The sequence below is a fragment of the Polaribacter sp. IC066 genome (assembly GCF_007997085.1).
Lineage (GTDB): Bacteria > Bacteroidota > Bacteroidia > Flavobacteriales > Flavobacteriaceae > Polaribacter.
In genome coordinates this window covers 105,695-126,153 of record NZ_VORR01000001.1, presented here as the reverse complement: position 1 = coordinate 126,153, position 20,459 = coordinate 105,695, and the positions used below count along the sequence as shown (strand labels likewise).

Annotated in this window: 25 protein-coding genes; 20 read left to right on the top strand and 5 right to left on the bottom strand. The window is 33.6% G+C overall.

The annotated features are described in order from the left end of the window. Positions 1–2: 2 nt before the first annotated feature. From ES044_RS00610 to ES044_RS00590, 5 genes are all read right to left on the bottom strand, one after another. Positions 3–563 (bottom strand): hypothetical protein, encoded by a 561-nt coding sequence (locus tag ES044_RS00610; RefSeq protein WP_147117346.1) that lies wholly within the window; start codon positions 561–563, stop codon positions 3–5. A gap of 221 nt (positions 564–784) precedes the next feature. Then, a complete protein-coding gene (locus tag ES044_RS00605; RefSeq protein WP_147117347.1) occupies positions 785–985 on the bottom strand; it encodes a hypothetical protein in 201 nt (66 codons plus the stop codon). A 1,458-nt stretch (positions 986–2,443) separates the two neighbouring features. Continuing rightward, a complete protein-coding gene (locus tag ES044_RS00600; protein ID WP_147186840.1) occupies positions 2,444–3,931 on the bottom strand; it encodes a SusD/RagB family nutrient-binding outer membrane lipoprotein in 1,488 nt (495 codons plus the stop codon). Between the two features lie 17 nt (positions 3,932–3,948). Further along, positions 3,949–7,077 (bottom strand): SusC/RagA family TonB-linked outer membrane protein, encoded by a 3,129-nt coding sequence (locus tag ES044_RS00595; RefSeq protein ID WP_147186839.1) that lies wholly within the window; start codon positions 7,075–7,077, stop codon positions 3,949–3,951. Positions 7,078–7,464: 387 nt separating this feature from the next. Next, positions 7,465–9,129 carry a ShlB/FhaC/HecB family hemolysin secretion/activation protein gene (locus ES044_RS00590; protein WP_147117350.1) on the bottom strand — a complete coding sequence of 555 codons (1,665 nt, stop codon included), beginning with the start codon at positions 9,127–9,129 and terminating at the stop codon, positions 7,465–7,467. Between the two features lie 174 nt (positions 9,130–9,303). On the opposite strand from ES044_RS00590, the gene rpsL reads away from it, so the two are divergent. The 20 genes from rpsL (at position 9,304) to rplF (ending at position 20,459) form a co-directional block, all read left to right on the top strand. Next, on the top strand, positions 9,304–9,678 hold the full coding sequence (rpsL, locus tag ES044_RS00585; RefSeq protein WP_018943587.1) for a 30S ribosomal protein S12: 375 nt from the start codon (positions 9,304–9,306) through the stop codon (positions 9,676–9,678). Between the two features lie 127 nt (positions 9,679–9,805). After that, on the top strand, positions 9,806–10,285 hold the full coding sequence (rpsG, locus tag ES044_RS00580; protein WP_018943588.1) for a 30S ribosomal protein S7: 480 nt from the start codon (positions 9,806–9,808) through the stop codon (positions 10,283–10,285). 5 nt (positions 10,286–10,290) lie between these two features. Further along, entirely contained in the window at positions 10,291–12,408 is a 2,118-nt protein-coding gene (fusA, locus tag ES044_RS00575; protein ID WP_147117351.1) for an elongation factor G, read from the top strand. An 18-nt stretch (positions 12,409–12,426) separates the two neighbouring features. Next, the gene (rpsJ, locus tag ES044_RS00570) at positions 12,427–12,732 is read left to right on the top strand and encodes a 30S ribosomal protein S10 (protein WP_004568745.1); all 306 of its coding nucleotides are present in this window, start codon (positions 12,427–12,429) and stop codon (positions 12,730–12,732) included. Between the two features lie 342 nt (positions 12,733–13,074). Next, positions 13,075–13,692 (top strand): 50S ribosomal protein L3, encoded by a 618-nt coding sequence (gene rplC / locus ES044_RS00565; protein ID WP_147117352.1) that lies wholly within the window; start codon positions 13,075–13,077, stop codon positions 13,690–13,692. Next, positions 13,692–14,321 (top strand): 50S ribosomal protein L4, encoded by a 630-nt coding sequence (gene rplD / locus ES044_RS00560; protein ID WP_147117353.1) that lies wholly within the window; start codon positions 13,692–13,694, stop codon positions 14,319–14,321. Before rplC ends, rplD begins: the two co-directional genes overlap by 1 nt. A gap of 9 nt (positions 14,322–14,330) precedes the next feature. Beyond that, a complete protein-coding gene (rplW, locus tag ES044_RS00555; protein ID WP_147117354.1) occupies positions 14,331–14,621 on the top strand; it encodes a 50S ribosomal protein L23 in 291 nt (96 codons plus the stop codon). A gap of 11 nt (positions 14,622–14,632) precedes the next feature. Beyond that, the gene (gene rplB, locus ES044_RS00550) at positions 14,633–15,457 is read left to right on the top strand and encodes a 50S ribosomal protein L2 (RefSeq protein ID WP_147117355.1); all 825 of its coding nucleotides are present in this window, start codon (positions 14,633–14,635) and stop codon (positions 15,455–15,457) included. A 6-nt stretch (positions 15,458–15,463) separates the two neighbouring features. Next, a complete protein-coding gene (gene rpsS, locus ES044_RS00545; protein ID WP_015482224.1) occupies positions 15,464–15,742 on the top strand; it encodes a 30S ribosomal protein S19 in 279 nt (92 codons plus the stop codon). A 6-nt stretch (positions 15,743–15,748) separates the two neighbouring features. After that, positions 15,749–16,153, top strand: a complete 405-nt coding sequence (gene rplV, locus ES044_RS00540) for a 50S ribosomal protein L22 (RefSeq protein ID WP_147117356.1) — start codon at positions 15,749–15,751, stop codon at positions 16,151–16,153. Positions 16,154–16,164: 11 nt separating this feature from the next. Continuing rightward, positions 16,165–16,890 carry a 30S ribosomal protein S3 gene (gene rpsC, locus ES044_RS00535; protein WP_147117357.1) on the top strand — a complete coding sequence of 242 codons (726 nt, stop codon included), beginning with the start codon at positions 16,165–16,167 and terminating at the stop codon, positions 16,888–16,890. A gap of 22 nt (positions 16,891–16,912) precedes the next feature. Continuing rightward, positions 16,913–17,344 carry a 50S ribosomal protein L16 gene (gene rplP / locus ES044_RS00530; RefSeq protein ID WP_147117358.1) on the top strand — a complete coding sequence of 144 codons (432 nt, stop codon included), beginning with the start codon at positions 16,913–16,915 and terminating at the stop codon, positions 17,342–17,344. An 11-nt stretch (positions 17,345–17,355) separates the two neighbouring features. Continuing rightward, entirely contained in the window at positions 17,356–17,547 is a 192-nt protein-coding gene (gene rpmC, locus ES044_RS00525) for a 50S ribosomal protein L29 (RefSeq protein ID WP_147117359.1), read from the top strand. Positions 17,548–17,567: 20 nt separating this feature from the next. After that, positions 17,568–17,825 (top strand): 30S ribosomal protein S17, encoded by a 258-nt coding sequence (gene rpsQ / locus ES044_RS00520; RefSeq protein WP_018943599.1) that lies wholly within the window; start codon positions 17,568–17,570, stop codon positions 17,823–17,825. Position 17,826: 1 nt separating this feature from the next. Then, on the top strand, positions 17,827–18,195 hold the full coding sequence (rplN, locus tag ES044_RS00515; protein ID WP_018943600.1) for a 50S ribosomal protein L14: 369 nt from the start codon (positions 17,827–17,829) through the stop codon (positions 18,193–18,195). 13 nt (positions 18,196–18,208) lie between these two features. Then, positions 18,209–18,511 carry a 50S ribosomal protein L24 gene (gene rplX / locus ES044_RS00510; protein WP_147117360.1) on the top strand — a complete coding sequence of 101 codons (303 nt, stop codon included), beginning with the start codon at positions 18,209–18,211 and terminating at the stop codon, positions 18,509–18,511. Between the two features lie 8 nt (positions 18,512–18,519). Next, positions 18,520–19,071, top strand: a complete 552-nt coding sequence (rplE, locus tag ES044_RS00505) for a 50S ribosomal protein L5 (RefSeq protein ID WP_147117361.1) — start codon at positions 18,520–18,522, stop codon at positions 19,069–19,071. Positions 19,072–19,074: 3 nt separating this feature from the next. Continuing rightward, on the top strand, positions 19,075–19,344 hold the full coding sequence (rpsN, locus tag ES044_RS00500) for a 30S ribosomal protein S14 (RefSeq protein ID WP_018943603.1): 270 nt from the start codon (positions 19,075–19,077) through the stop codon (positions 19,342–19,344). Between the two features lie 160 nt (positions 19,345–19,504). After that, complete coding sequence (rpsH, locus tag ES044_RS00495; RefSeq protein WP_147117362.1) at positions 19,505–19,903, top strand: 30S ribosomal protein S8; 399 nt, start codon at positions 19,505–19,507, stop codon at positions 19,901–19,903. A gap of 10 nt (positions 19,904–19,913) precedes the next feature. Continuing rightward, entirely contained in the window at positions 19,914–20,459 is a 546-nt protein-coding gene (gene rplF / locus ES044_RS00490) for a 50S ribosomal protein L6 (RefSeq protein WP_147117363.1), read from the top strand.

Here is a 20,459-nt window from a genome sequence, read left to right as displayed (position 1 = left end):
GCTTAGTAGATGTCTGCTTTCTTATTTGCTGTAGCAGCATAATCAGCGTCATTTATAAGACCATATCGTGTACCGTACTGAACACCTCTTCCACTTCTATTAAGTGGTGGAGAACCTAATAAAACAACATTATCAATAAATCGAGCATCACTAGCCTTAAAGTCTTGAACCAAACGTTCACTTAAAAAATGCCATCCAATTGAAAGTATTGCATTTACAGTTGTACTTACCTCATTATTATTATTATTATTACCGTCTAGTTCCATAACAAATACATAATCTGAAGCGGGTAAACTATTATTAGTAAGCGTAGTAATTGCTGCCCAATCAGCTGCTGTCATGTCCGAAATTTTTTTATTAACTAAAATATTTCTAGCTAAAAGCGTATTGATATTGCGTATCCAAGCATCCTTTGTTAGCGATGCAGATGAAGTATTTCCTCTAAATGCAGAAGGATTTAAATTGCTAGGTATAATTTTTCCGGTTAAATCACTTATGTCACCAGATAATATGTCTTGTAATTCAGTTTTTGCCAACTCTAAATTACCTTTAGCTTCTTCCAAAATAGCTGTGCTAGACACCTATTTCCATTGTTAGCTCCCGCTTCAGAAATAATAAGACTAGCTGCATACATAGATCCTATTCTTGAGTATGCGTATCCTTTCTAGAAGTAAGCCCAAGCTTTATAAACACTTTTATTAAGATCTGTATCTTCAGAAAAACCTGTTTCTTCTACTAAACTCAACAATAAGTTACACGTATTATTAACACGATACATTGATGATCATTCATGTGTTAAAGCTTTAGCATCTCCTTGGGTTTGTACATTTCTTACCTCTAAAGCTTCACCTTGCGGTCCTTCAGATGGGGGTGTTATTATAGTACCATCATCTAAAGTTATAGAGGTTGGTAGATTTACCCAGCGCCAACCGAAGTTTCCCCAAGGTGTATAAATGGCATCTCCCACAATTTCATGGTTAGCCATGGCAAACCAGTGAAAAATATTACCTGAAGAAAGATAAACCCCAGAAGCTAGTTGGTTAATACCTGATTCTGATTCTATGGCACTAAAAGTTGATCATTAGGGTTTTGTATAGCCAATTGGTCATCAGAACAATTAGAAAACACCAAAATAGATATTATGAAGGCTAAATTAATTTATTTTTTTATGATATATTTTTAAAAAGTTATATGAACACCTAAAGAATAGGTCTTGAAATTTGGAAAGGCATATTGATCTAAACCTCTTTCAGCTGCACTATTTAGGTTAGAAGCAGCCTCTGGATCTATATCTGAATAATCTGTTATGGTAAATAGATTCTCACTCGCAAGTGTAAGTCTTATACTAGAAACGCCAAAGCCTTTCTGTCATGTTTTTAATTTTGATAGTGTTTATTTGATGCAATTATTTTCCGATTTTATAGCACCACACAAAGGCGATCATATCTAGTAAAATAAATTCTATATTCTTCGAATTTTTTGTGGACCTCTTTATTCAATATCATATTTACCAGGTTAGATTGGTTTAAAACACCTTTCTTAAGAACCTCCTTTTGCATTTTAATGCTTATTAAATAACGAGATGATTAAAAAATTTGTTTTAAATTCTTCGGATAGATGATATAACGTTGCAATTGGCAGCGTTCTCAAAGTATACCTATAATTCTATGATCACATGAAAACTCTTTGGTTTTAAATATTTTAAACAGATGATACGCTTTAACTTTTTTGTTTTTATTTAAGAAGGCTAATCCGTATTTCATTACAAACTTTCTATCAGCAAAATAGATGAATAATTTTTTTTTCGAAAAGCTGTATACAGTTATGGACGAATCTAATTCGTTCTTAATTATTAGGGTTTCTTCTTTTATCAAGCACTTTAAATTGTATGGGAAGGAATTCTCTTAAAAACAGTACAAAGCATAAAAATATCTATGTTTGGTTAGCAATAATTTTTCTTCGTTGTATTCATGCGTAAAATGACTTTTCTTGGCGAATTAGAATATCAAAAGCTAGCTGTGTTATATCATCTGAATTTAAATTATAGGTTGCCATAAAATGCTGTATGCGTCTTAAAGATGAATATTAACACTACAAAATAGTGAAGGCATTTGCAATTTTTTCTAAAGTAATTGTTTATGCTTAATGCAAAGCGATAACAAAATGTGAAACGAATTTTAGTCGGGTTAAATCTATTTTATGGAATCAATGAGTGTTTAGAACTGAAGTTAATTTACTGTTTTAGAGTATATTTTGGTTTTTTTCTTTAGAAGAACTAGGTCATCTGTTCTCTAATGTGCTGAAAATAATATAGTAATTTACTTATTTTAGTAACTAGTTCACTGTTGCAAATAAAGGTTTAGTTACTTTATTTAAATTTAAAACAAAAAAAAGGCACTTTTTTTAAAAAGTGCCTTTTTTATATTCTAAAAATAAAAATAGATTAGTTAACGTCCCACCATAATTTAGTAAACAAACCATCAGCACCTTGCGCTGCAACGGCAGCCTCATAGTTTGCTTGGTTTTGATTTCGTTCTGCGGCTGGGTAACCATGTCTTACTGGTATAGAGTTACCAAGTAAAGCATCTACAGCTGGCGTTAAAACTGGGTAATCTAGTCTTCTCCATTCTGCCCATGCTTCGTAGGGTTGATAAAATAACGCTAACCATTTTTGTTCAGCAATTTGGTTCATGGCATTTGCTGCATCGTAAACGATATCTGCTTCTAATAAGTACGCATCTGAATCTGCAGATGAAACGCCCCACTGCGCCATTGAAGCCGCAATAGCTTCTTCATAATAAGCTTGAGAGCTACCTGAAATCCAACCTAAAAGAGCTGCTTCTGCTTTGTTAAAAGAAATCTGTGCAAATGTATACATTGGTAAAGCTCTTTCGCCATTCTTAATTAAATCATCATTCATAAAAGACACATCATCGTTAGGAACACTTCCTGCTCCTTCCCAACCATATCTTAAGCCAACAAAAGTTCCAGTAGTGATTGCTGGTTCTCCAAACATTGGTAAACGTGGATCGTTTAATGCGTCCATTCTGTTTACTAAAACATCACTTAAACATTCATCTGCTCTTCTTAAATCTACATAATCATCTTGGTAAGGATTGTCATAAGCATCATTTGATATCGAAGGAAACATGATGTTTTCTGAAACTGATGCAATTGAACCTGCCATTGCTTGATTAAATTTTGTTGCAGCATACCCGCCAGATGATGGGTAAACTTTAGCCAAACGAATGGCCATGTTCATTTTTAATGTTTGACCAAATTTAGCCCAAAGTGTCATATCTCCAGAAAATAAAATGTCTCCTTGAGGACCTGCACCATTATCCATTTGTGCCAATGCTTCATCTATTTTAGTAAACAAATCATCATAGATTTCTTCTTGAGAATCATATTTTGCTTTCGATGCGCTAACACCTCCAAATGCTTCGCTATATGGTAACATTCCCCAACGGTCTGTAGCCCATTGAAAGTAGTATGCCCACATCAATTTTGCAACTGCAATTTGGTTGTTGTTAGATCCATAACTTGCAACATCAGCTTTTGTATCTTCATTTGTATTTAGCTCAATAATTTTAGCTAAATTGATCAATACTTTGTTATAGAAATTTACACTACCATCAAAACCACCACCACTTCCAACTGCATTCCAGTTAAAGTTAATAGTTTGGTATCTAGATTCTTCTGTATATTGTGTTTGTGATAAGTGTTGCACATATAAAGAAGGTGTAGCAGTACCGCTTAAACTAACGGTGCCCACCAATTTTGATTGTGCTCCTGTTAGTAAAGAAGAGGGTATTGCCTCTACAGGATTGTTGGTGTCTACACCTGTAGAACCAAAGTCGTAACTCTCACAACCTATTAATAAAATAGATGTGGTTGCTATGACCAACAAGCTTTTAAATGTTTTTTTCATTTTAAATATGTTTTTAATTAAAATTTAATTTTTACGTTCAAACCAAAGGTTCTTGCACTAGGTAATTGACCACCTTCTTCCCAACGTAAACCAGCAGCAGAAGTGTTTTCAATTTCTGATGGATCTATACCATCTACACTAGAATAAATTAACCATAAGTTATTTGCAAAAAGGTTTAAAGAAACACTTTCTACAAATGATTTATCAAAAGCACTTACTGGTAAATCATAACCGATAGATACTTGTCTTAATTTTACGTAAGAAGCATCATATAACCACTTTTCGTGCAAAGCAAATAAACCACCCCAATATGTTTGAGATTCTACATAATAAGAAACTGGTGCACCAGAATTAGAATCAACTCCACTTACTAAAACTCCACCCGAGTTAGGTTGAACGTCATTAGCATTTACAACGTTAGCAGTACCAGCAGAACCAACTACTGCATCTCTTACAGGGTTACCAAGTTCATTGTCACCTACAGTAGGTGTTAATAAACCAGAGTAGTGTCCGAACATTTGAGACACAGAGAAGAATTTACCACCACTTTGAAAATCAATATTTGCACTTACTGAAAAGTTTTTATATCTAAAAGTATTTGTTAAACCTCCTGTAAAATCTGGTAACAAATTACCTAAATATTGGTTTTGTTCAAACTCTATTCTACCTTGGTCATCTATTAGCATGTTTCCTGAATCATCTCTGGTAATTTTTCTACCATAGATTGCTCCGAATTCTTCACCAACTCTAGATTGTATAGTAATATCTCTCCATGTGGTATCTAATATTTCACTTTCAATAGCTTCACCAGTTTCTGGATCGATGTACAACTCATCTGTTGTTTTTCTTAAGGTAGCAAAGTTAACACCGATATTCCAAGTAAAATTATCGTTGGTTATTGGCGTACCGTTTAAAGCAAGCTCTATACCGCTCGATGTAAATTTACCAGAGTTTACAGCTGCTCCGAAATAACCTGAAGCAGGAGATAAAGGAACATCTATTGCTAGGTTTTCATCTTTTCTATTAAAATATGTAAAGTCTAAACCAAGTCTTCTTTTGAAAAATTGCATTTCTGTACCGATTTCAAATTCAGTTCTTACACCACCTTGAATGGTTGGGTTTGCTTGATTTGAATTATTATAGAAAGGGACCGTACCTTCATAATTAGAACCTAATTGATACGTTTGTGTTGTACTACCAAATCTTGGGAAATCTGGCGCCTCGGCATAACCAAGTCTTAATTTACCAAAAGATAAAACATCAGATTTAATTAATTTACTAAATAAGAAACTACCAGAAAGACCGTACGTAATAACTCTATTCTCTTCAGAATAAGCATTAGAATTCCAATCACCCCTTAAAGATCCATCTAAATAAAGCATGTCTTTAAATCCTAAAGAAGCCGTTGCAAATAAACCATTATTCTTTTGTTCTTGATTGTAAGCAACATAAGACGGTCTATCTTTAGAAGATGCAATTGTAAAAACTCCAGGAATGGTTAAACCACCTACCGTTTCAGAAGTAATCCTTCTTTCTTGGTCTTGTCTTAATTCTGTACCAACTGTTGCAGTTAAATCTAAATCATCTGTTAAATCTTTATTGTATGTTGCTGCTGCAAAAAACTCAAAAGAAGAAATAGTTTGTTCTCTTTCGTTAAAAGCAGTTTGGTTTAAACCACCAAAACCTACTCTAGAGTTGTCTCTAAACGTATTTACAGTTCTTCTTAATTCTACATTTAAACTTAAGTTTTCAGTAGCGGCATAGTTTGCACCAAAATTACCATCTTTTACTTGATTTTTGGTGTTGTTTTCAGTTTCAAAGAATGGAGAATCCCAATATTGAGGTCCTGTATCTGATGTACTTCTTAGATTCCAAGTGTACCATTGGCCGTTTTGAAAATCATTATCACGTAATCTATCAATATCAGTTTGTCTTTGCCACCATTGATTAAAGTTAGATGCAACACCACCATAACCACCTAAAGGGTTATTTATAGTTGATCTATGCTGATAGTTTATATTACTATACACCTCTAATTTATCATTAACATCAAAACTAGCACTTACACCAATTTGTTGTTGTTTTCTAGAAGAATTAGGCATAACTCCTTCAATATCTACATTTCTTAAATTAGCTTTTACACTATAGCCCTCGCCACCTTTAGTGAAATTTAATGAAGTGTTATTGGTAATTCCTGAATTGAAGAAATTTTGAACATTATTTGGGTTCGCAGACCAAGGTCTTAATTCACCAAATTCATCTGATCCTTCTATCCAACTATCCCAATGTCTTACCATAGAGCCGTCTAATCTTGGTCCCCAAGATTCATCTGCTGCGTAATTAGGAATTTTTTGTCCGTTTAACATTGCAAACTCTTGGGTATAACCACCACCATATTCATTTTGATAGTCTGGTAAAATATACACGTTAGAGATTTGCACCGATTGGTCTAAAACGATAGTTGTTTTTCCGTTTTTACCTTTTTTCGAAGTAATAACAACAACACCATTCTTTCCAATAGGTCCGTAAAGCGCAGTTGCTGCACTACCTTTTAAAACACTTAAGTCTTCAATATCATCTGTGTTTATGTCAGATGCGTTGCTAATTTTTACACCATCAACTACATATAATAAATCAGATTCACCTCTTAATCTTACTAAAGCATTTCCAAACCCAGAACTTGGAGCCCCTAAAATTTGAACACCGGCAACTCTACCTGCAATCGAGTTGTTAATATCAACCTCTCTAGTTTGTACTAATTGTTCTCCTTTTACTGATTGCTGCGCAAAACCTAAACTCTTCTTTTCTCTTTTAATACCGAGTGCGGTAACTACAATCTCATCCAAAACGCTTGCGTCTTGAATCATTTCTGTATCGATAACATTTGTATTACCGACTGTTTTTTCAATAGTTTTATATCCTAAATATCTAAAAAGAAGAACATCTCCCAATTTAGTTTTTATAGAATATTTACCATCAAAATCAGTTTCTGTACCTTTGTTTGTACCTTGAATTGATACACTAACCCCTGGTAAAACTCCAGATGATTCTGACACAGTACCAGAAACAGTTTTCTCTTGTGCAAAGGTAATTTGCACAATAAACGCTAATAACAGCGTCAAGATTCCTTTAAACTTTGTTTTCATTATTTTTGTTAATTTGAATTAATTACGCCAAAGGTTGTGAAATATTATTGAACACACAATGAAATATGTTAAAATGTTTTAATAGATGTTAATTTTTTTTTATAAAATGATGTAAACCAGCTAAAACATTGAAAATAATTTAATCATAATAGGTATTTTTTGAATTTATTTTAAAAATAAATAATTCCTGTTAAATCAGCGTTTATAGCATTTTAAGGCGTATTTTTTTATGAATATACTGATTGTGTGGTGCTTATATTATAAAAAAAGACATGGTTTATTTTTAAAAACTAATATTAAAATTAGCTTTTGTTAGTTGTTGGTTTATTAAAGAAACCACAATAAGAATTTTCTTGCTCAAAAATTATTGTTTTCAATGGGTTTTAGCTAAAAGTAAGTAACCCAATTAATAATAAGTTTACTGTTTTTTATATTGAAGTTTTGCGAAGAATTTGCTCCAATTACTGTACTTAATGTTATTTGAGAGTTGTTTGTAGTAAAAAGGTAACCAAGCCCAAGCCCGAAAATAGTATCTTTTTTAGATCTTGTTTCGATAGCGCCAATGTCCGTGATAGAGTATAAATAGGATTTTTGAGATGTTAAATAGCGGTATTCGATATTAAAATAAGTGTAATTGTTAGCAAAGATACTTTGTTCGTCAAAACCTCTAATAGAGTTGGCACCACCAATTCTAAAAAGTTCATTATCGAGAAAGCTATCTGATTGTAGGTAGCCTAATTTATTCTGAATAAAGACACTGTTTTTCAAACCTAAATTCCATAAAAAAGAAGTTGTTGTTTCAATTTTAAATTGATTAGATGCAGCTTGGTTTGTTTTTCGTCTTCCAAAAGTAGGATTTATTGCGAATGCAAACGTATCATTAAAAAAGAAATCCTTGCTCGGAATGGTATACTGAAACTCAAATCCTAAGAAATAATTACTAAAGGTTTCGATATTGTTATCTAAATTCTCTTTTAGATTTTCTGAAGATGCTGAATTGTAGGTGAGCGCAAAGTTTATAGCAGGGTTGATGCTGTACAATAGTTTCGAATCAAACTTTGTGTTTAAAAAGCTTGAGTCTTGTTTGTAGAGAGAAAACGAAAGTTGTGGACTAATTTTTGAATTAAATACGTATGGCAGGTCTGTTGCTAACTTAAATTCTTGTCTTTCTTCTCCAATACTGTTCCAAAATAACTCAAATTTCTCTCCAGTGTTTAGAATATTATGTAGTTTTAAATCAATAATTCCATTAAATAATAGTTCTCCATTTTCTTTGGATGCAAAACCTACAATACCGTCTAAGCTATTATTAGATTGTTTTTTTAAATATAGAAATATTTGAGTAGAATCTGCAGTGAACAAAGCTTCGGGTGGTTTTATTTCTTTAACAAAGCGTAAGTTCTTGGACAGTGTTGATATTTTGGTTATTTTCTGTTGATTAAAAGTGTTTTGTGATTGTATATTAAAATAATTTTTTAAAAAAGTTCTGGGAAATTCAGGATACCCTTTTATAATAACGTCGTCAATAATTCTTTTTTTGGATTCATTGATGTTTAAATCAGCAAATAGGGTATCGTTTTTTATTTTTATATTTTTTAGCTGCACTTTAGAAAATGATTTGCCTTGCCTATCTAAATTTTTAGAAATACTGTTCAAGTTAGATTGTAACAGATTAATCGGAACAGATACATTAGTGCCTTCTTTTTGAATATTCTCTGGAAGAAATTTTGATGCGGAATCAATTTGTATAAAGGCAATTTTTGTTTGGTTGAATAAAGAATAATAAGCTGTAAAATTGTTATTAATATTATTTATACTATCTAAAGTGGTAGCGAAATATCCGATGGTTTTCAAGTAATCAGAAATTTTATCAACTTGTAATTTTAACGTTATTGTATCCTTATGCTTCTTTTTGTAATTCATTTTTTCTAAAACGTCAGCTTCAACTTTATGTTTAGAGGTTACATTTAAAGAAAAATCTTGAGCGAAAGTTCCTTTAACGATAAGAAAGAGTAAAAGCAGAAATAGATATACAGTATTTGTTTGATTCAAAATTGCCGAGATGTTAACTTCAAAAGTAAATTAAAATCATAAAGAACTGGTCATAAATAGTCTTTAAGAAAAAATAACTTGCTGGTATTTGAATAATTAGAATTTATTTGTACATTTGCGCACTCTTAAAAAAGAGACAAGTTTAATTATAAACGAAAAACAGCAATTATTAGTATGCCTACTATTCAACAATTAGTTCGTAAAGGAAGAACCAAAATAACTAAGAAGAGTAAATCGGCTGCTTTGTCGTCTTGTCCTCAAAGACGTGGAGTTTGTACTCGTGTTTATACTACAACGCCAAAAAAACCTAATTCAGCAATGCGTAAAGTTGCCAGAGTTAGATTGACAAATGGTAATGAGATAAACGCATACATTCCAGGTGAAGGACATAACTTACAAGAGCACTCGATAGTATTAGTTAGAGGTGGAAGGGTTAAAGACTTACCAGGTGTAAAGTATCACGTAGTACGTGGGGCTTTAGATACTGCCGGAGTTGAAGGAAGAACGCAACGTAGATCAAAATACGGAGCTAAACGCCCAAAGAAGTAAAAAGTTAAAAGTTACTAATTAGATAAAAAAAATAAAGTCTATTGGGCAATACGCCTTGTAGATTTTATTATATAATTATTTGATAGTAATTGATAGCTAAATTAATTAACTTTTTTAATGTAAAGACATGAGAAAAAGAGCAGCAAAAAAAAGAGCCTTATTACCAGATCCAAAGTTTAACGACCAGTTAGTAACACGTTTCGTTAACAACTTAATGTGGAGTGGTAAAAAGTCTGTAGCGTTCAAAGTGTTTTATGATGCGTTAGACATCATAGAAGAAAGAAAAGGAGAGGGCGAAGAAAAGTCAGCTTTAGAAATTTGGAAAGACGGTTTGTCAAATGTAATGCCACACGTAGAAGTAAGATCTCGTAGAGTAGGTGGTGCAACATTCCAAATCCCAATGCAAATTAGACCAGATCGTAAAGTATCTATGGCTATTAAGTGGTTAATTTTGTACACTCGTAAGAGAAACGAAAAAACGATGGCTCAGCGTTTAGCTGCCGAAATTTTAGCAGCAGCTAAAGAAGAAGGCGCAGCAGTAAAAAAACGTACTGATACGCACAAAATGGCAGAAGCAAACAAAGCATTCTCACACTTCAGATTTTAATAGAAATGGCTAGAGATTTAAGGTATACAAGAAATATTGGTATTGCAGCACATATTGATGCTGGTAAAACCACAACAACAGAGCGTGTATTGTTTTATACAGGTGTTTCTCATAAGATAGGAGAAGTGCATGATGGGGCAGCTACGATGGACTGGATGGAGCAAGAGCAGGAAAGAGGTATTACAATTACTTCTGCTGCTACTACTTGTACTTGGCAATTTCCAAAAGAAAACGCTGAAATTCTTCCAGAAACCAAAGATTATCATTTTAATATTATAGATACACCAGGGCACGTAGATTTTACGGTAGAAGTAAATAGATCTTTACGTGTGCTTGATGGTTTAGTTTTCTTATTCTCTGCAGTTGATGGTGTTGAGCCACAATCAGAAACTAACTGGAGACTTGCGGATAACTATAAAGTGCCAAGAATTGGTTTCGTTAATAAAATGGATCGTCAAGGGTCTGATTTTATGATGGTTTGTAAGCAGGTTAAAGAAATGTTAGGTTCTAACGCAGTACCAATTGTATTAAATATTGGTGATGAAGAGAATTTTAAAGGTATTGTAGATCTGGTTAAAAACAGGGCTATTATATGGCATGATGAAGGTATGGGAGCAACATTTGATGTTGTTGCGATTCCTGAAGAATTAAAAGAAGAAGCAAAAATTCTTCGTGGTAAACTTATTGAAGAGGTTGCTGCTTACGATGAAAATTTGTTAGAAAAATACATGGAGGATGAAGATTCTATAACAGAAGATGAAGTGCATGCTGCATTGAGAGCTGCTGTTATGGACATGTCTATAATTCCTATGATTTGTGGTTCTGCATTTAAAAATAAAGGGGTTCAGTTTCTTTTAGATGCTGTTTGTCGTTATTTACCTTCTCCTATGGATAAAGAGGGTATTATCGGTATAAATCCAGATACAGATGAAAAAGAATTACGTAAGCCAAGTGTAGATGAGCCGTTTGCTGCTTTAGCATTTAAGATTGCTACCGATCCTTTTGTTGGTCGTTTAGCGTTTTTTAGAGCATATTCTGGTCGTTTAGATGCTGGTTCTTATGTTTTAAATAATCGTTCTGGTAAAAAAGAACGTATTTCACGTATTTATCAAATGCATGCCAACAAGCAAAATGCTATCGATTTTATTGAAGCAGGAGATATTGGTGCGGCTGTAGGATTTAAGTCGATTAAGACAGGAGATACATTAACTGCAGAAAAATTTCCTTTGGTGTTAGAATCAATGGATTTTCCTGATCCAGTAATTGGTATCGCTGTTGAGCCTAAAACGAAAGCAGATGTTGATAAATTAGGGATTGGTTTAGCTAAATTAGCGGAAGAAGATCCTACATTTACAGTGCGTTCTGACGAAGCTTCAGGTCAAACTATTATTTCTGGAATGGGAGAATTGCATTTAGATGTAATTGTAGACCGTTTAAGACGTGAGTTTAATGTGGAAGTTAATCAAGGTCAACCACAAGTAGAATATAAAGAAGCTATTACAGCGGAAACAGATCACAGAGAAGTTTATAAAAAACAATCTGGTGGACGTGGTAAGTTTGCAGATATTGCATTTACCATCGGACCAGCTGATGAAGGTGTTCAAGGTTTACAGTTTGCATCCGTGATAAAAGGTGGTAATGTTCCTAGAGAATTTGTTCCTTCGGTAGAGAAGGGTTTCAAAGAAGCTATGAAGAATGGTCCTTTAGCCGGTTACGAAATGGATTCAATGAAAGTTACTTTAAGAGATGGATCTTTTCACGCAGTGGATTCTGATGCATTATCTTTTGAATTAGCGGCAAGAATGGGGTATAAAGCTTCTGCAAAATCTGCAAAAGCAAAAATTATGGAACCTTTAATGAAGGTAGAAGTAATTACTCCTGAAGCTAACATGGGTGATATTGTTGGAGATTTAAACAGAAGAAGGGGTCAGGTTAATGATATGTCAGATAGAGCAGGTTCTAAAGTTGTAAAAGCTATAGTACCATTATCAGAAATGTTTGGTTATGTTACAGCATTAAGAACAATGTCATCAGGTAGAGCAACTTCTACGATGGAATTTTCACATTATGCAGAAACTCCATCAAATATTTCAGAAGAAGTAATCGCAAAATCAAAAGGATAACCTACTAAATAATACAAGATGAGTCAAAAAATTAGAATTAAATTAAAGTCTTACGATTACAATTTAGTAGATAAATCTGCTGAAAAAATTGTAAAGACGGTAAAAAGTACTGGTGCTGTAGTAAATGGACCAATACCATTACCAACACATAAAAAGATTTTTACTGTATTGCGTTCACCACACGTAAATAAAAAGTCTAGAGAGCAATTTCAATTAGCTTCGTACAAAAGATTATTAGACATTTATAGTTCTTCTTCGAAAACTATTGATGCTTTAATGAAGCTTGAGTTACCAAGCGGTGTTGAAGTAGAAATAAAAGTTTAGTAAAATTTTTAGTGAATATCCTGAAATTGTTTTAGGATCTCTTAAAAATAAAGCAAATAGTATATTAACTTTCGGTTTAATTTTGTTAAACCGAAAGTTTTTAATACTTTTGCAACCCGAATTAGAGTAGGGTAAAGCTTTTTTGAAGTTATATTCAAGAATAGTAACATGTCCCAAGCGTTTCGCAAAGGAAAAACGGAAAAAACAAAATCAGCGTTGACTTTGTTTGCGCTGTTTTTTTTGGTCGGAATTCAAAGGAATAAACGAAACATTTGTTTCAAACACGTAATTATTAATAGACGCGCTGAATGCTATTATTTAATCGTCTAAAAAATTAACAAAATGTCTGGGTTAATAGGAAGAAAAATTGGAATGACCAGTTTATTTGATGAAAACGGGAAGAATATTCCTTGTACAGTAATCGAAGCGGGTCCTTGCGTTGTTACCCAAGTCAGAACCGAAGAGGTTGACGGCTACAATGCGTTGCAGCTTGGTTTCGATGACAAAAAAGCAAAGAGTTCTAACAAAGCGTTAGATGGTCACTTTAAAAAGGCTGGCTCTACTGCTAAAAAGAAAGTCGTTGAATTTCAAGGATTTGAACAAGAGTATAAATTAGGAGATTCAATTACAGTAAATCACTTTGCTGAAGGAGAATTTGTTGATGTATCTGGTGTTTCAAAAGGTAAAGGATTTCAAGGTGTTGTAAAACGTCATGGTTTTGCGGGTGTAGGTCAAGCTACTCACGGTCAACACAATCGTTTAAGAGCTCCTGGTTCTATTGGTGCTGCATCTTATCCAGCTAGAGTATTCAAAGGAATGCGAATGGCAGGTAGAATGGGTGGAGATAAAGTGAAAGTACAAAACTTAAAAGTGTTAAAAGTGGTTGCTGAAAAGAACTTACTTGTTGTTAAAGGAGCAATTCCTGGTCACAAAAATGCTTTTGTAACTATTCAGAAATAATGAAAGTAGCAGTTTTAGATATTACAGGAAAAGATACAGGAAGGGAAGTTGAACTTTCTAAAGATGTATTCGGAATAGAGCCTAATGACCACGCTATTTATTTAGATGTAAAGCAATACTTGGCTAATCAGCGTCAAGGGACTCATAAGTCTAAAGAAAGAGCAGAAATCTCTGGTTCTACAAGAAAAATAAAAAAACAAAAAGGAACTGGTACTGCAAGAGCAGGTTCTATCAAGTCTGGTGTTTTTAGAGGTGGAGGGCGTATGTTCGGACCAAGACCAAGAAGTTATTCTTTTAAGTTGAATAAAAACTTAAAACGTTTAGCACGTTTATCAGCTTTGAGTATTCAAGCAAATGATAAAAATTTAGTAGTAATAGAAGATTTTAATTTCGAGAGTCCAAAGACTAAAAACTTTGTAGATTTATTGAAGGCATTAGAATTAGATACTAGAAAATCTTTATTTGTTTTAGATAATGAAAACACTAATGTGTATTTGTCATCACGTAACTTGAAAAACTCGAGAGTAGTTAAAGCTTCAGAATTAAATACTTATGGCGTTTTAAACGCTAGTAAGATTGTAATTACTGAAAGCTCTTTACAAGGTATTAATACAAACTTAAGCAAATAGGGATTCAAAATGAGTATTTTAATAAAACCTATTATTACGGAAAAAGCTACAAACGATAGTGAATTATTTAATCGTTTTACATTCGTTGTAGATAAAAAAGCTAATAAGATAGAAATTAAATCTGCTGTAGAAGCGGCTTATGGGGTTTCTATCTTAAGTGTGAAAACTTTAAATTATCCAATTCAGAGAAATACAAAATTTACTAAAAAAGGTTTAGTAACGGGTATTAAAAGTGGGTATAAGAAGGCAATCGTACAAGTAGCCGAAGGAGAAAGTATTGATTTTTATAACAATCTTTAAGAAAAGACCAAATGTCAGTTAGAAAATTAAAACCAATAACACCAGGTCAGCGTTTTAGAGTTGTAAATGGGTTCGACGCCATTACAACTGATAAGCCGGAGAAAAGTTTACTTGCTCCGAAAAAAAGATCTGGAGGTCGAAATAGTCAAGGAAGAATGACCACCCGAAATATAGGGGGAGGTCATAAACAGAGATATCGTATTATCGATTTTAAAAGAGATAAAAGTGGTATTCCTGCAACAGTAAAAACTATAGAATACGATCCAAATCGTACTGCATTTATTGCACTATTAAGTTATGCTGATGGTGAGAAGCGTTATGTTATTGCACAAAACGGTTTAACAGTAGGTCAAACGGTTATGTCAGGAACAGGTATTGCTCCAGAGATTGGAAATACTATGGCTTTAAGCGAAATTCCTTTAGGAACAACAATTTCTTGTATTGAATTACGTCCAGGTCAAGGTGCTGTTATGGCTCGTTCAGCTGGTTCTTTTGCACAATTAATGGCAAGAGCAGGTAAATATGCAACAGTTAAAATGCCATCTGGTGAAACAAGATTAATTTTGTTAACATGTTTGGCTACTATTGGTGTTGTTTCTAATTCAGATCATCAACTTTTAGTTTCGGGTAAAGCCGGTAGAAGAAGATGGTTAGGTAGAAGACCTAGAGTAAATGCTGTAAGAATGAACCCTGTAGATCACCCAATGGGTGGTGGTGAAGGACGTGCTTCTGGTGGTCATCCAAGGTCTAGAAATGGTATTCCTGCTAAAGGATTTAAGACTAGATCTAAAACCAAAGCAAGTAATAAGTACATCATAGAACGCAGAAAGAAATAATAAGTTATGGCAAGATCACTAAAAAAAGGACCTTACGTTCACTATAAATTAGAGAAAAAAGTTTTAGCTAATGTAGAGGCTGGAAACAAAACTGTTATCAAAACTTGGTCAAGAGCAAGTATGATTACTCCAGATTTTGTTGGACAAACAATTGCTGTTCATAACGGACGTCAGTTTGTACCTGTTTACGTTACTGAAAACATGGTAGGGCATAAATTAGGCGAATTTTCACCAACTCGTTCTTTTAGAGGGCATGCTGGTGCAAAAAATAAAGGTAAAAAATAGTAGGCAATGGGAGTTCGTAAAAAAAATATGGCAGATCAGTTAAAAGCAGACAGAAAGCAACGTGCTTTCGCGAAGCTGACTAACTGTCCTACGTCACCGAGAAAAATGCGTTTAGTCGCGGATCAAATTAGAGGAGTGGAAGTTGAAAAAGCTTTACAAATCTTAAAGTTCAGTCCTAAAGAAGCATCTATAAATTTAGAAAAGTTATTGTTGTCTGCAATTGCAAACTGGCAAGCTAAAAATGAAGATGCATCTATTGAGGATGCTGGGTTATTCGTGAAGTCTATTTGTGTAGATAGCGCAGGAATGTTAAAAAGATTAAGACCAGCTCCGCAGGGGCGTGCTCACAGAATTCGCAAGCGTTCTAATCACGTTACTTTAGAGTTAGGTAGTAAAAATTTAAGTAATTAATCGAAGTAGAAATGGGACAAAAAACAAATCCAATAGGAAATCGTTTAGGAATCATCAGAGGTTGGGAATCTAACTGGTATGGTGGTAATGACTACGGAGATAAAATTGCCGAAGATTATAAGATAAGAGAATACATTCATGCAAGATTAACAAAAGCAAGTGTATCAAGAGTAATTATCGAGCGTACTTTAAAACTTGTAACTGTTACTATAACTACTGCTAGACCGGGTATAATTATCGGAAAAGGTGGTCAAGAAGTAGACAAGTTAAAAGAAGAGCTTAAGAAAATTACAGGGAAAGAGGTTCAAATTAATATTTTTGAAATTAAGCGTCCTGAATTGGATTCTAAATTAGTGGCAACAAGTGTTGCACGTCAAATTGAAAATAGAATTTCTTATAAGAGAGCTATTAAAATGGCTATTCAAGCTACAATGAGAATGAATGCTGAAGGGATTAAAATCCAAATTTCAGGTCGTTTAAATGGAGCAGAAATGGCGCGTTCAGAGCACTTTAAAGAAGGAAGAATTCCATTATCTACTTTCAGAGCAGATATTGATTATTCACTTGTTGAGGCTCATACTACCTATGGAAGATTAGGTATTAAAGTATGGATCATGAAAGGTGAGGTTTATGGCAAGAGAGAATTATCGCCATTAGTTGGTTTGTCTAAAAAACAATCGGGTAGTAAAGGTGGTAATGATAGAGCGAAACGTCCACAACCTCGTAGAAGAAAATAATTTTTAAACCAGAAAATTAAAAATGTTACAGCCAAAAAGAGTAAAATACCGTAAGGTACAGAAGTCGAAAGGAAATATGACAGGGATCTCTGGTAGGGGAAATCAACTTTCTAATGGAATGTTTGGTATCAAATCTATAGATCAAAACTTGTTGACTTCTCGTCAAATAGAAGCAGCTCGTATCGCGGCTACTCGTCACATGAAAAGAGAGGGGCAGCTTTGGATAAAAATATTTCCAGACAAACCTATCACCAAGAAACCTTTAGAGGTTCGTATGGGTAAAGGTAAAGGAGCACCAGATCATTTTGTTGCAGTTATTAAACCAGGTAGAATTCTGTTTGAAGTTGGTGGAGTACCCTTAAACGTTGCGAAAGAGGCTTTACGTTTAGCAGCACAAAAACTTCCAGTAAGAACGAAGTTTGTAGTAGCAAGAGATTTTGATATTAACGTATAATTCGATATAAAATGAAACAATCAGAGATTAAAGAATTATCTATTGCAGATCTTAATGAAAAGCATGGAGCGTTGCAAAAGAATTATACTGATCTTAAAATGGCTCATGCGATAACTCCTTTAGAGAATCCATTGCAATTGAGAGGTTTAAGAAGAACTGTAGCAAGAATTGCAACAGAATTAACAAAAAGAGAATTACAATAATTCTATAGTCAGTTTTAAAGATGGAAAAAAGAAATCTTAGAAAAGAGAGAATTGGTGTTGTATCTAGTAATAAAATGGAGAAATCTATTGTTGTTGCAGAAACTAAAAGAGTAAAGCACCCAATGTACGGAAAATTCGTATTAAAGACGAAAAAGTACGTTGCACACGACGAAAAGAATGATTGCAACGAAGGAGATACTGTTAGGATCATGGAAACAAGACCTATGAGTAAATCTAAACGTTGGAGATTAGTAGAAATCTTAGAAAGAGCTAAATAATATGTTACAGACAGAATCAAGATTAAAAGTCGCAGATAATACTGGAGCAAAAGAGGTTTTAGTAATTAGAGTTTTAGGAGGTACAAGAAAACGGTACGCAAGTATTGGTGATAAGATTGTTGTATCTATTAAATCTGCAACTCCTAACGGAACTGTAAAGAAAGGTCAAGTATCGAGAGCAGTTGTTGTAAGAACAAAGAAAGAAGTGAGACGGAAGGACGGATCTTATATTAGATTTGATGATAATGCATGTGTGCTTTTAAATCCTACAGAGGAAATGAGAGGAACACGTGTTTTTGGACCTGTAGCGCGTGAGCTTCGTGAGAAACAATTCATGAAAATAGTATCATTAGCACCTGAAGTGCTTTAAATCATTATAAAGGATGAAGAAGTTCAAAATTAAGGCAGGAGATACTGTAAAGGTAATTGCGGGTACAAGCAAAAATTCTGAAGGTAAAGTTTTACAAATCATTAAGGAAAAGGATAGAGTGTTGGTAGAAGGGGTGAATTTAGTTTCAAAACACACCAAACCAAGTGCTCAAAGTCCTCAAGGTGGTATTGTAAAGAAAGAAGCTTCGATTCATATCTCTAATGTTATGTTAGTAGAAGATGGTATCGCAGTAAGAGTAGGTTATAAAGTTGATGGAGACACTAAAACTAGGATCTCTAAAAAAACTAAAAAATAATAATAATCATGAGTTACGTACCAAGATTAAAATCGGAATACAAAGAAAGAGTGGTTAAAGCTCTTACGGAAGAATTCAGTTATAAAAATGTAATGCAGGTACCGAAGTTAGAAAAGATAGTTCTTTCTAAAGGTGTCGGTGCTGCAATAGCAGATAAGAAGTTAATAGATTACGCTTTAGAAGAGTTGACTAAAATTACAGGTCAAAAAGCTATTTCTACAATGTCTAAAAAAGATGTTGCAGCGTTTAAATTACGTAAGGGAATGCCGATTGGTGTTAAAGTTACTTTACGTGGCGATAAAATGTATGAGTTTTTAGATCGTTTAGTTACAGCTTCATTACCCCGTGTAAGAGATTTTAACGGAATTAAGGCTAATGGTTTTGATGGTAGAGGTAATTACAATTTAGGAATTACTGAACAAATCATATATCCAGAAATTAATATTGATCAAGTTAAAAAAATTAACGGTATGGACATTACATTTGTAACATCTGCAAATACTGATAAAGAAGCGAAGTCATTGTTAGGAGAATTAGGTTTACCATTCAAAAAAAATTAAGATATGGCTAAAGAATCAATGAAAGCGCGAGAGCGCAAAAGAGAACGTATTGTGGCAAAGTATGCTGATAAAAGAAAAGCTTTAAAAGAAGCTGGAGATTATGATGCTTTGCAAAAATTACCAAAAAATGCTTCACCAGTTAGGTTACATAATAGATGTAAATTAACAGGTCGTCCAAAAGGTTATATGCGTCAGTTCGGTTTGTCACGTGTTACTTTTCGCGAAATGGCTAATCAGGGATTGATTCCAGGGGTTAAAAAGGCAAGTTGGTAGTCTAAAATAATTTATGTAATTAATAAAAATAGAATGTGTATCTTTGCACGCTCTATTTTTTTGAATAGTAGAATTTTAACTGATTATAGGTTCAAGTATCACAGAAAAATCTGTAGGTAAATAGAGGTATTTGAAAACCATAATCGCAATATAAATAAATATGTATACAGATCCAATCGCCGATTATCTTACGAGAGTAAGAAATGCAATCGCAGCAGGACACAGAGTAGTGGAAATTCCAGCTTCAAACTTGAAGAAGGAAATGACTAAAATTTTGTTTGATCAGGGATATATTTTAAGTTATCAGTTCAATGACGATAAAGTTCAGGGAACTATTAAGATAGCCTTAAAGTACGATAGAGAAACAAAAGAATCAGTAATTAGAAAAATTCAACGGATTAGCACACCAGGTTTACGTAAATATGTGGGGTCTACAGAGATGCCTAGGGTATTAAACGGTCTTGGAATTGCTATTGTGTCTACATCAAGAGGTGTTATGACAAACAAAAAGGCTCGTCAAGAGAATGTTGGAGGAGAAGTTTTGTGTTACGTTTATTAAATCTTAAGAAATGAGTAGAATAGGAAAAAATCCCGTTAGCATTTCACAAGGTGTAGATGTAAACGTAAAAGACAATGTTGTAACTGTTAAAGGTAAGTTGGGTGAATTAACTCAAACTATTTCAAACGGAATTACAGTTGAAATTAAAGATGGCATTATCACATTAGATAGAGCATCAGAAAGTAAAGACCATAAAGCACAACATGGTTTAATGAGAGCTTTAATCGCTAATATGATTGAAGGTGTAAGTAAAGGTTGGACGAAAGATTTAGAATTAGTTGGTGTTGGTTATAGAGCATCTAATCAAGGACAAAAACTAGACTTAGCTTTAGGTTTCTCTCATAATATTGTTTTGGAAATTGCTCCAGAAGTAAAAGTTGAAACAGTATCAGAGAAAGGGAAAAACCCGATCATTAAATTATCTTCATTTGACAAGCAGTTAGTTGGTCAAATTGCTGCAAAGATTCGTTCTTTCAGAGCCCCAGAGCCTTATAAAGGTAAAGGTGTTAAGTTTGTTGGTGAAATATTAAGAAGAAAAGCAGGTAAATCTGCATAA